The sequence below is a fragment of the Flavobacterium sp. 20NA77.7 genome, assembly GCF_031326205.1.
Lineage (GTDB): Bacteria > Bacteroidota > Bacteroidia > Flavobacteriales > Flavobacteriaceae > Flavobacterium > Flavobacterium nakdongensis.
Genome location: NZ_CP133721.1, coordinates 1,320,704 through 1,334,021 on the forward strand (window position 1 = coordinate 1,320,704; position 13,318 = coordinate 1,334,021).

The following is a 13,318-nucleotide window of genomic DNA, read 5'->3' on the forward strand; positions in this document are numbered from 1 at the left end:
CAATTAAAATACAAATCGATGAAAGTATTGAAATTAGTATTCGTTTTAGTCTGTTTTCAACATGCACTCGCACAAGATTACTTTCCAAAAAACGAAGGTGTAAAACAAACATTTAAAAGTTATATAGCACTAACCCATGCCACTATTTATAGTTCTTCCACGCAAAAAATAGAAAACGCAACACTCTTACTGAAAGATGATAAAATCATTGATATTGGTACAGCTATCACATTGCCAAAAGACACAAAAATTATAGATGTAACGGGTAAATTTATTTATGCCTCATTTATCGATTTATATTCTGAATTTGGTATAAACAAACAACAGAAAAAAAGCAATTCAGGACCTGCACCACAATACAATTCTGAACGCAATGGTTATTATTGGAATGACCATATACGAGCAGATTTTAATGCCTATCAAAATTTGGCTTATGATGATAAAACCGCTAAAGAACTTAGAGAAATTGGTTTTGGTACTGTACTTAGTCATTTAAACGATGGTGTTGTAGCGGGAACTGGAGTATTGTGGACATTAAATGATAATGAAAGTAATGCAACACGTATCGTAAATAAGAAAATTTCACAACATTTCACATTTAACAGAAGTAGTTACTCAAATCAGTCCTACCCTTCATCTTTAATGGGAAGCATGGCATTATTACGTCAATTTTATCATGATGCAGACTGGTATGCAAAAGGTGGCTCTAAAACTAAAGATTTTACGTTAGAAGCCTTTAATGAAAATAAAACTTTACTTCAAATATTTAATGCCGGGGATAAATTAAATGCTTTACGAGCAGCTAAAATAGGAGACGAATTTACGATAAAGTATATTATTAAAGGAAGTGGCAACGAATTTGAACGCATTAATGAAATTAAAAAAACAAATGCAAATTTCATTATTCCAATTAAATTTCCAGAAGCTTATGACGTTTCTGATCCTAATTTAGCTTTACAAGTAGCTCTTGGTGATATGCGCTTTTGGAATCAAGCACCTTACAACTTAAAACTATTAAACGACAATGGCATTTCATTTAGTATTACAAGTGCCGATTTAAAAAGCCCTAAAGACTTTTTAACCAATTTACGCAAAGCCGTTTCATTGGGCTTACCTAAAGAAAAAGCTTTAGCGGCTTTAACAGAAATTCCTGCAAATTGGGCCAAACAAACCCTTTTAGGCAGTTTGAAGAAAGGAAATTTAGCTAATTTCATCATAACTTCAGGCGACTTATTTGATGAAAAAACAACAGTAATTGAAAACTGGGTTCAAGGCAATAGATATGCTATTGAGAAAATTAATCCTTTAGAAATAAAAGGGGCGTATGAACTTACAATTACATCTTCTGAAGGAAAAAATACATATGATTTTACAATTGAAGGCGACACAAATAAACCAGATGCTAAAATTTCGCAAGGGAGTTTAGTATATGGTACTAAAATTTCATACACAGAACCTTGGGTAACGCTTGTTATTAAATCAAAAGACACAATAAGCAATAAATTCATAAGACTAACTGGAATCAAAAACGAGATAGGCTTATCTGGAAAAGCTATTTTAGAAAATGGTTTAGAAGGAATTTGGGAAGCAACACCTAAAAAAGTTGAAAACAAAAAAGAAGAAGCCAAAAAAGACACCAATCAATTAACAACTAAGTTTTTCGAATTAACCTATCCAAACATTGCTTTTGGAAATGTTCAAAAACCAAAACAAGAAACACTTTTATTTAAAAACGCTACCGTTTGGACAGGCGAAAAAGAAGGAATACTACAAGAAACAGATGTTCTTATTGAAAATGGAAAGATTACCAAAATTGGTAAAAATCTAGTGACCAATGCACGAATTATTGATGCAACAGGCAAACATTTAACCGCAGGAATTATAGACGAGCATTCGCATATTGCTATTTCTAACGGGGTGAATGAAGGTGGGCAAAATTCTTCTGCTGAAGTAACCATTGAAGACGTTATAAATTCTGAAGACAGCAATATATATAGAAATCTAGCTGGAGGCGTTACGTCGGCTAATTTATTACACGGCTCAGCAAACCCAATTGGTGGTCGTGCCGCATTTATCAAATTAAAATGGGGCTATGCACCTGAAGAAATGCTGGTTAAAGACGCGCCTAAATACATCAAATTTGCATTAGGTGAAAATGTAAAACAATCCAATTGGGGCGACTATGCACGTTTGCGATTCCCGCAATCAAGAATGGGAGTTGAACAAGTCTATGAAGATTATTTTTCAAGAGCTATAGCTTATCAAAAAGAATGGGCTGATTATAAAACTAAAAAAACAAAAACAATTCCAAGATTTGACATTGAGCTTGAAGTATTGGCACAAATTCTAAATAAAAAACGTTTCATCACTTGCCATTCCTATGTGCAATCTGAAATCAATATGTTAATGAAAGTGGCAAATAAATATGGCTTTCAAATCAAAACTTTTACACATATTTTAGAAGGATATAAATTAGCTGATAAAATGGCTGCACATGGTGTGGGTGGCTCTACATTTGCCGACTGGTGGGCTTACAAATTTGAAGTAAATGATGCCATACCTCATAATGCCGCTTTAATGAATAAAGAGGGAGTAACGGTTTCTATTAATTCAGATGATGCAGAAATGTCACGCCGATTAAACCAAGAAGCTGCTAAAACAGTAAAATATGGTAACATTTCTGAAGAAACCGCTTGGAATTTTGTGACCTTAAACCCAGCAAAATTATTACAAGTAGATGATCGTGTAGGTAGTATTAAAGTGGGTAAAGATGCTGATGTGGTACTTTGGTCAACTAATCCTTTATCCATTTATGCAAAAGCTGAAAAAACAGTTATAGAAGGGATTGTGTTTTATGACATCGAACAAGAAGCAAGTAAAAATGAAGCCGTTCAAAAAGAAAGAAATGAATTAATTAATTTAATGCTTGACGCAAAAAATAAAGGATTAAAAACACAAGAACCTAAGAAAAAATCAACAGGGCATTACCATTGTGATACCTTAGGCGACAGATGCAAAGAAACGCATTATAAATACAATTAATACTAAAATACAGCTATGAAATCGCCATTAACAAAAATTTTGCGCAAACAAACACAGATAAATAAAAAGGCGATAACATATATGACCTCTTACAAATAAAATTTTACATATATGAAAAAAATAATTTTCTTTCTAAATATACTTACTGCACTAGGATTTGCTCAGCAAACCCCAGCACCTAAGCAAACAAAAAGCATCTTAATAATGGGCGGCACAGCCCATTTAGGCAATGGAAAAATTCAAGAAAATGCCTTAATTTCTATTCAAAATGGAAAAATCATGTATGTGGCAGATGGAACATTAGCGAAACCTGCTAAACACGATTTAGTTATTGAAGCAAATGGTAAACATATATATCCGGGCTTTATTGCTCCCAATTCAACCCTAGGACTTGTAGAAATTGATGCCGTGAGAGCTTCCGATGATGAAAGCGAAGTCGGAAGTTTTAATCCACATATACGAAGTATTATTGCTTACAATACAGAATCTAAAGTAACCGAAACGGCAAGACCTAATGGCGTTTTATTGGCACAAATCACCCCAAGAGGTGGAAGAATTGCGGGTACGTCCTCTATCGTTCAGTTAGACGCTTGGAATTGGGAAGATGCTGTTATAAAAGAAAATGACGGCATTCATATGCGTTGGCCAAATAGTTATGCTCGTTTAGGCTGGTGGGCCGAGCCAGGTGGTATTGAGCCAAATAAAAAATATGCAGAACAAGTAAAAGAAATACAAGACTTTTTTGATAATGCATATGCTTATTTACAATCAAACAAAGAGGTAAAAGATATTCCTTATGAAGCCATGAACGGTTTACAAGACGGAACAAAAACATTGTTTGTTACTGCAAATGGCGAAAAAGAAATACAAGATATTTTACTATTTAAAAAGAAAAATAATATACAAAAAGTTGTACTTGTTGGTGGATACTATGCATACAAAGTAGCCGATTTACTTAAAGAAGCAAACGTAAGTGTTTTGCTAAGACGAATTCATGATTTACCTATGTCTGAAGACGAAGATGTAAATTTACCTTATAAAAACGCATCATTATTAATGCAAAAAAATGTATTAGTAGGATTAGAAAACTCAGGAGACATGGAACGCATGCAAGTAAGAAACATTCCTTTTTATGCCGGTAGTTGTGCTGCTTGGGGAATGTCTAAAGAAGATGCGCTAAAACTAATTACTTCAAACACCGCTAAAATACTTGGTATAGATGACTCATATGGGACATTAGAAACCGGAAAAAGCGCTACCCTATTTATATCTGCTGGAGATGCATTGGATATGAAGACCAATTTAATTACACACGCCTTTATAGATGGTAGACAAATTAGCTTGGAAAGTCATCAAACTGAATTGTATAAAAGATATAAAGAAAAGTATGAGAGTCAAGAAGTGAAAAGTGACGAGAAAAAATAAATACAAATAATTAAATATTCTTATATGAACAAAATTACTAAATTACTAAATATTTTAAGAGTATTAATTATTATGTGGCTTTTTGAAACTTTATTTGCAGCTTTAATATACTCTATAAGTTATTTTCTTTTCAGTAATTATTATTCTATAGAGCTTATCTTTTTTTTAAATGTAATGCGTGTAATCTATTATTATTGGCTTCTAATAATAATTTATTTTTTTATAGAAATTTACAATGTAAGATTTTTTACAATTACAAATTCATCTGTTTTTATTTTCATATCAATTATTTTAAGTTTAATTTTTGATGTTTGGGACTTATTTATTGACTATTCATTTTTTTGTAATTTAATAGCTATAGCAATGACACCGTTTTTATTAAGTAGATTAGATAAATTATTACCCTCCAACCTTAACATTTTTAAGTGATGTAATATATTTATTTTATCTTTGAAACTATTATTTCAAGCAACTTAGTCACTCACAATGAAACAAATATCTTCCGTTCAAAACCCTTTCATCAAACAATTAATTCAATTGCAAGACAAAGCCAAAGTAAGAAAACAATTGGGCTTATTTGTAATTGAAGGGCAGCGTGAAATTGAATTAGCTATAAAAGGTGGTTACGAAGTAGAAACATTACTTTTTTGTCCAGAATTATCAGGAAAAGCTGAAAAGCTGAAAATTCAAATAGCTGAAGATCTGAAAATTGAAGTTTCTAAAGACGTGTATCAAAAAATTGCCTATCGCGATACAACCGAAGGAATTATCGCCATTGCTAAATCAAAACCCTTACAATTATCCGATTTAAAAGTAGGCAAAAACCCATTGATTTTAGTCGCAGAAGGATTAGAAAAACCAGGAAATCTAGGCGCTTTATTACGAACAGCCGATGCAGCTAATATTGATGCCGTTATTATTGCCAATCCAAAATCGGATATGTATAATCCAAATATTGTACGTTCGAGTGTAGGGTGTCTGTTTACACGTCAAATTGCAGTCGCCACTTCAGAAGAAGCGATCGCTTTTTTAAAAGAAAACAATATCAATATTTATTGTGCCACCTTACAAGATTCAGCCACGTATCACACACAAAATTATAACGAATCTAGCGCTTTAGTCGTTGGAACAGAAGCCACAGGAATTACCGAAATTTGGCGACAAAACGCCACTAAAAATATCAACATTCCCATGCAAGGCGTTATTGACTCGATGAACGTTTCGGTAGCGGCTGCCATTTTAGTATTCGAAGCTAAAAGACAGCGTGGATTTTAAAAACAAAAAACCTGAAACCTGAAACTTGAAACCTGAAACCTGAAACTTGAAACAAAAAATAAACAAATGAAAAAAACACTTTTAATAGCCTTATTGACTTCATTCACAGCGTTTTCACAAATAACCGAAAAGCAAATTGATGAAGTGGCAGAAAATACACTAAAAGCATTTAACGTTCCAGGAGTTGCGGTTGCGGTTGTAAAAGACGGTAAAATCATTCATAGTAAAGGATACGGAGTAAAATCCATACTTAAAAAAGATAAAGTAGATGGAAACACCCTTTTTGGAGTAGCTTCAAATAGTAAAGCATTTACAACTGCTGCCATAGCCATGCTAGTTGACGAAGGTAAAATGAATTGGGATGATAAAGTAAGTAAATACTTGCCTAATTTTAAAATGTATACCGACTATGTTACAAATGAATTTACTGTACGCGACTTGGTTACACACAGAAGTGGTCTTGGATTAGGTGCAGGTGATTTAATGATTTGGCCTGATGGGGGAAATTTTAAACCTAAAGACATTATTGAAAATTTACAATACCTAAAACCCGTTTCATCTTTTAGAACTAAATATGATTATGATAATTTGTTATATATCGTAGCAGGTGAAGTTATAGAAAAAGTAAGTGGTTTGTCATGGTGTGATTTTATAGAAACAAAAATCATGAAACCTTTAGAAATGAATACTAGTGCTGGTTCTTTTGTTCGTTTAAAAGATACCACAAATATTGTTGATCCTCATGTGCCAACAGACGGAAAACTAAAAGTTATTTCACGATATAAAAATCAATCATTTGATGCTGCTGCTGGAATTTATTCTTCTGTAAACGACATGAGTAAATGGATGATTATGCAATTGCAACAAGGAAAATATGGTTCTGAAAAACAATTCAGACTTTTTTCAGAAGCACAACATAATGAAATGTGGCAGTTACAAACCATTATTCCTGCAAAAACCAGAGAACCCTATTTTACACATTTTTCAGGTTATGGATTAGGTTGGTTTTTAAGTGATGTTAAAGGGTATAAACAAGTTACACATACTGGCGGATTAGAAGGAATTGTAACGCAAGTAACGCTCCTTCCCGAATTAAACTTAGGCATTGTTGTACTAACCAATCAGCAATCGGGTGCCGCTTTTAATGCCATTACAAATACTATTAAAGATGCTTTTTTAAAGATAGAGTACAAAGATTATGTAACAATGTATAGCCAAAGAGAAAAAGACAACGTTGCAAAAGCAGACAAAGTAACGACAGAAGTTTGGGCAAAAATTGAAGAAAATAAAAAAAACAAAGTAAAAATTGAAGCTAAAAATTTCACGGGAACTTATAAAGATAATTGGTTTGGAAACATCATCATTTCTGAGAAAAAAGGAAAAATGTATTTTAATTCAGAACGTTCGCCGCAATTGGCTGGTGAAATTTTCTTTTACAAGGACAATACATTTGCCGTAAAATGGTTCAATCGTAGTTTTAATGCCGATGCTTTAATTACGTTTTCAGATAATAATAGAAACATCAAAATGGCAGCAATTTCTGAATTAACTGATTTTAGTTATGATTTTCAAGATTTGGATTTCACTAAACAATAATTTAAAGGGATTAGTAAATTTTTTTGATATCTAAATATTAAATAGTATTTTTATGTGCCACAAAATTTGATTATGACTGAGATTGATTTAGAAGCAGAAAATAAAGCTATTGCTCAAGAATACAAAGAATTATTACGAATTAGTTATCAAACATTAACTGATGAAGATAAAAAACTAATTCGAAAGGCATTTGATGTAGCCGTAGATGCGCATAAAGAACAGCGTAGAAAGTCTGGGGAAGCCTATATTTTTCATCCTATAGCTGTGGCTAAAATAGTAGCTTCGCAAATAGGTCTAGGCGCAACCGCTATTGCAGCTGCACTCATGCATGATGTTGTGGAAGATACCGAAATCACAATTGCAGACATAGAAAAAATGTTTAATCCTAAAATTGCACAAATTGTCGAAGGATTAACAAAAATTCCAAGAATAAAAAAAGATCAAGAAATTTCGCTACAAGCAGAAAATTTCAGAAAAATGCTCTTAACGCTTCATGACGATGTGCGTGTTATTCTAATAAAAATTGCCGATAGATTGCACAATATGCAAACGATGGAAGGCATGGCCGATTACAAACAAGCTAAAATTGCTTCGGAAACATTATACATTTATGCTCCCCTAGCCCATCGTTTAGGCCTGTACAACATTAAAACACAATTAGAAGATTTAAGTTTAAAATACACCGAGCCTGAAGTATACACCTCTATTGTTAGTAAAATTAAAGAAACTAAAGAAGAACAAGACGCATATATTCAATCCATATCCGAAATTTTAAGTAATTCTTTAAAAGAAGAAGGCATTGAATTTATCATTAAAGGCCGTCCAAAATCGATTTATTCTATTAGACGAAAAATGAAAGTTCAAGGCGTTACTTTTGATGAAGTTTACGACAAATTTGCACTTCGTATTATTTACAAATCTAATGAACATGATGAAAAATTCTTAGCTTGGAAAATTTATTCTGTCATTACAGACCATTACCGTCCTAGTCCTAGCCGTTTAAGAGATTGGATTTCTTCTCCAAAATCCTCTGGCTACGAAGCACTTCACGTGACAGTGATGGGGCCAAAAGGGCGTTGGGTAGAAATTCAAGTGCGTAGCGAGCGTATGGACGAAGTCGCAGAAAAAGGCTATGCTGCACACTACAAATATAAAAATGGTGAATCATCTGAAGAACATGGCTTAGAACTTTGGCTAAACCAGCTAAAAGAAGCTTTAGAAAATGCAAATACAAATGCGGTCGATTTTGTTGAAGATTTCAAACTCAACTTATATGCTAAAGAAATCTATGTATTTACACCAAAAGGAGAAATTAAATCGCTTCCAAAAGGAGCTACTTCATTAGATTTTGCGTTTAGCATTCACTCTGAAATAGGTGTAAAAACAAGAGGAACAAAAGTAAATGGCAAGTTAGTTCCTCTAAATCATGTACTTAACAGCGGTGATCAAGTAGAAATAATTACGTCTCCAAATCAAAAACCAAACGCTCAATGGCTTGACTATGTAACCACTTCCCGTGCTAAAACCAAGATTAAAAATGTATTAAACGAAAACATTAAAAAAATTGGCGAAGACGGAAAAGAAGTATTGGTTAGAAAATTGAAACACTTAAAAATCAATTTTAACGAACAAACACTAAACGAATTAGTTAATTATTTTAAACTACAAACAAGTTTAGATTTATTTTACCGAGTGGGTATAGGTGCCATAAACAATCAACAATTAAGAGATTTTGCTGCATTAAAGAGTAATACATTAGTTAACTTTTTCAAAAAAACTATTACCCGTAAATCATCCATAGATGAGGATAAAATTCAAAAAAATGAAATCAGTAAAAAGTATGATTTATTAGTTTTTGGTGCAGAACAGGACAAACTAGACTACAAACTTTCGCCTTGCTGTAATCCTATTCCTGGTGATACCGTTTTTGGTTTTGTTACCATAAACGAGGGCATAAAAGTTCACAAAACAGATTGTCCAAATGCCATTAGCATGCAATCAAATTTTGCGTACCGAATTATTGCGGCAAAATGGATTGATTCTAGCCAAGAAGATTTTAAAGCTACATTGAAAATTACAGGTATGGATATTTTAGGTTTGACAAATGAACTTACAAAAGTCATTTCAAATCAAATGCATGTCAACATTCAAAGCATCAGCCTAAGTTCGGAAGCGGGTATATTTTATGGTCAAGTTACTGTTGTCGTACAAAATAATACCATTTTGAAAAAATTAATTGAAAACATAAAAAAAGTAGATGGTATTGACAAAGTAACTCGGGTATACCAAGCCTAATAGTTTGTTAGAATATTGTTGAAAAAAACTAATAACTTCATTCTGTAAACTTCTAATATTACGTTACCTTTGTAATTATTACATTTATTCCAAATGGAAAACAATCAAAATCAAGAAATTGTAAAAAATGTTTTTACAAAGTACTTAGAAGAAAAAGGTCATAGAAAAACCCCTGAACGCTATGCCATTCTTCAGGAAATATATGAAAATCAAGAACATTTTGATATTGAATCATTATATATCAAAATGAAAAATAAAAACTACCGTGTAAGTAGGGCTACGCTTTACAATACCATTGAATTACTTTTAGATTGTAAACTTGTAAGAAGGCATCAGTTTGGGCAAAATCAAGCCCATTATGAGAAATCTTATTTTGACAAACAACACGACCATATTATCTTAACGGATACAGGGGAAGTAATTGAATTTTGCGATCCTCGCATTCAACAGATTAAACAAACTATGGAAGAACTTTTTGGTATCAAAATTGACACCCATTCGCTTTATTTCTATGGTACAAAAAATAAAAACTAGCAAATAAATCATAAACAACAAACAACAACAGCATGACTGTAGACTTACTACTTGGATTACAATGGGGTGACGAAGGAAAAGGAAAAATCGTCGATGTACTAACTTCAAAATATGACATTATTGCCCGATTTCAAGGCGGACCCAATGCAGGACACACTTTAGAATTTGACGGCATCAAACACGTATTACGAACTATTCCTTCTGGAATATTTCATAAAAACAATGTGAATATTATTGGAAATGGTGTCGTTATGGACCCTGTAGTTTTCCAAAAAGAAATAGAAGGACTTCAAAAATTTAACATCGACATTCAGTCTAAATTACTTTTATCAAGAAAAGCACATTTAATTTTGCCTACGCATCGCCTATTAGACGCTGCCTCTGAAGTCGCAAAAGGAAAAGCAAAAATTGGTTCAACGCTTAAAGGAATTGGACCAACATATATGGATAAAACAGGTAGAAATGGATTGCGAATTGGCGATATTGAATTAGCCGATTTTCAAGAAAGATACCGTTCTTTAGCCGATAAACATGAAGCCATGATAAAATTCTATGACGTAGATTTACAATACAATTTACGTGAAATGGAAGATGAATTTTTTACGGCTGTTGAAGAATTGAAAAAACTAACTTTTATAGATTCTGAAGAATTCTTAAACAAATCTCTTAAAGAAGGAAAAACCATTTTAGCCGAAGGCGCTCAAGGCTCTTTATTGGATGTAGACTTTGGAACCTATCCTTTTGTTACTTCTTCAAATACAACAGCAGCTGGAGCCTGTACAGGTTTGGGTATTGCACCTAATCGTGTGAAACAAGTTTTTGGTATTTTCAAAGCGTATACAACTCGTGTAGGAAGCGGACCATTCCCTACAGAACTTTTTGACGAAGACGGACAAACCATGGCTAAAGTAGGTAACGAATTTGGTTCTGTTACAGGGCGTGCAAGACGTTGTGGTTGGTTAGACTTAGTAGCTTTAAAATATGCCGTTCAAATCAATGGTGTAACCGAATTATACATGATGAAAGGCGATGTGCTTTCTGGATTTTCAAAATTACAAGTTTGTACCGCTTACAACTATAACGGCGAAATCCTAAAACATTTCCCATACAATATTGAACCCGAAAATGTGGAACCTATTTATACAGAAATGAAAGGATGGCAAGCCGATTTAACAGGTATGACAACGTATGATGAATTACCAACAGAACTAAAAGCCTACATCGAATTCATTGAAAAAGAATTAGAAGTGCCCATTAAAGTAGTATCTGTAGGTCCCGATAGAAAACAAACTATTACACGATAATTCAAAAATCCCACCATGTGTGGGATTTTTAATTTATAAAAAAATCTTAAGAAAAATTGCTTTTACAACATTTTCTTTAAATTTGAACAAAATTTACCATTTTGAAAAAGTACATACTTAACCTATTTAGTCTTTTATTCTTTGGAATAAGCTTTTCACAAGGTGTTATTCTAGAGAAAGAAGTTCTAAATTCAACTCCCGTAGCACCTAATAGTAATCCTAATGCTATTAAAATTTTACATTCTGATTTTATTGATAAAAATCAAGTAGAAATACCAGGTGCCATTATTTTTACAGGTAATGTACAAGTGGAACACAAAGGGGTATTGATTAATTGTAATAAAGCCTATCATTTTACGGATGAAGATTATGTAAAAGCCTTTGGAAATGTACGATTAAGCCAAGGCGATAGTATCGTCATGACGAGTCGCTATGCCGAATATAATGGAAAAACACAATTTGCCTTTGCCACTGGAGATGTAAATATGCGCTCACCCGATTCACATTTAGTAACAGATACTGTTTTTTTTGACCGAAGTATTCAACAAGCCTTTTACAGAAGTTATGGAACCATTTATAACAAAGAAAACGTTTTAAAGAGTAAATCTGGCAGGTACTATGTCGATCAAAAAAAATACACCTTTAAAACAGCCGTAACCGTAACTAATCCACAATGCGTTATAAAAACAAACAACTTGGATTTTTATGATAATTCAGGTCATGCTTATGTGTTTGGGCCTTCTACAATTACCAGTAAAAACGATGTAATTTACACCGAAAATGGTTTTTATGATACTAAAAATGATGTAGGTAAATTAAAAGACAAATCCAATATAACCTATAACAATAGAAAAATAGAAGGCGACATTATAGACTATGACCGCAAAAAGAATTTTTCTAAAGCTACCAATAATGTTAAAATTACAGACACTGTCAATAATTTAATTGCAAGAGGTCATTATGCCGAAGTTTATCGAAACATAGGAGGTGTAAAAAAAGATTCCATGTTTATTACTAAACATGCATTAGTTTCCACATTAATAGATAAAAAAAGTAAAGATTCTTTACATCTACACGGTAAAAAAATACTAATAACCGGACCTGCTGAAGATCGGACGATAAGAGCTTTCAACAATGTTAGATTTTACAAGTCAGATATGAGTGGGAAATGTGATTCTATTCATTCAAACAATAAAACGGCATTAACAAAACTTATTGGAAAACCTGTAATTTGGAACAATTCAAATCAAATGACAGGGGATGAAATTCATTTAATAGGCAACAACAAAACCGAACAATTGGATTCAATCAAAGTCCTTAACAATGCCTTTTTAGTAGAAAAAGACACCATAGGAACAGGCTATAATCAAGTAAAAGGCCAATTTCTGTATGGCAAAGTAAAAGACAATAAACTCTACGAAGTAGATATCATAAAAAATACGGAAAAAATCTACTATATGTATGATGAAAATAACGATTTAGTAGGTATAGACAAAGGTGTTTCAAGTAGTATAAACATGAAACTAGAGAATAATAAAATTGTCGAATTAACTTCATTTAAAAAAATTGAAAGTGATACATATCCCGACAAAGAATATCCCGAAAATGCTAGGAAATTAAGAGGCTTTATTTGGCGAATAGATGAAAAAATAAACACAAAAGATGATCTATTTCCAGAAGACGAAAAAGCAGTAGATGCCAAAATAAAGGAAGATACTTCTAAAAAAGAGAAAGAAACCGTAAAACCTATGAAGGTTTTAAAAGAAACCAAAGAATACGGTAAAAAAAGTAGTGAAAAAGACCAAAATACAAAAGTAAAAAGTAAAAAGTAAAAAGTGATTCATATA

Annotated in this window: 8 protein-coding genes; all 8 read left to right on the top strand. The window is 32.6% G+C overall.

Translation table 11 applies throughout. The features are described 5' to 3' along the window. The first annotated feature begins 18 nt into the window (after positions 1–18). The 8 genes from RF683_RS05920 to RF683_RS05955 all read left to right on the top strand — a co-directional run bounded on the left by RF683_RS05920 (position 19) and on the right by RF683_RS05955 (position 13,303). On the top strand, positions 19–3,042 hold the full coding sequence (locus tag RF683_RS05920; protein WP_309531418.1) for an amidohydrolase family protein: 3,024 nt from the start codon (positions 19–21) through the stop codon (positions 3,040–3,042). A 111-nt stretch (positions 3,043–3,153) separates the two neighbouring features. Continuing rightward, positions 3,154–4,467, top strand: coding sequence for an amidohydrolase family protein (locus RF683_RS05925; RefSeq protein WP_309531419.1), 1,314 nt, complete (start codon positions 3,154–3,156; stop codon positions 4,465–4,467). A 486-nt stretch (positions 4,468–4,953) separates the two neighbouring features. Further along, positions 4,954–5,742 (top strand): TrmH family RNA methyltransferase, encoded by a 789-nt coding sequence (locus RF683_RS05930; protein WP_309531420.1) that lies wholly within the window; start codon positions 4,954–4,956, stop codon positions 5,740–5,742. A gap of 66 nt (positions 5,743–5,808) precedes the next feature. Continuing rightward, positions 5,809–7,338 (top strand): serine hydrolase, encoded by a 1,530-nt coding sequence (locus RF683_RS05935; RefSeq protein ID WP_309531421.1) that lies wholly within the window; start codon positions 5,809–5,811, stop codon positions 7,336–7,338. Positions 7,339–7,410: 72 nt separating this feature from the next. After that, on the top strand, positions 7,411–9,633 hold the full coding sequence (locus tag RF683_RS05940) for a RelA/SpoT family protein (protein ID WP_309531422.1): 2,223 nt from the start codon (positions 7,411–7,413) through the stop codon (positions 9,631–9,633). Between the two features lie 93 nt (positions 9,634–9,726). Next, positions 9,727–10,167 (top strand): Fur family transcriptional regulator, encoded by a 441-nt coding sequence (locus tag RF683_RS05945; RefSeq protein WP_309531423.1) that lies wholly within the window; start codon positions 9,727–9,729, stop codon positions 10,165–10,167. Positions 10,168–10,199: 32 nt separating this feature from the next. Continuing rightward, on the top strand, positions 10,200–11,471 hold the full coding sequence (locus RF683_RS05950; RefSeq protein WP_309531424.1) for an adenylosuccinate synthase: 1,272 nt from the start codon (positions 10,200–10,202) through the stop codon (positions 11,469–11,471). A gap of 101 nt (positions 11,472–11,572) precedes the next feature. Continuing rightward, positions 11,573–13,303, top strand: coding sequence for an OstA-like protein (locus tag RF683_RS05955; protein WP_309531425.1), 1,731 nt, complete (start codon positions 11,573–11,575; stop codon positions 13,301–13,303). The last annotated feature ends 15 nt before the right edge of the window (positions 13,304–13,318 follow it).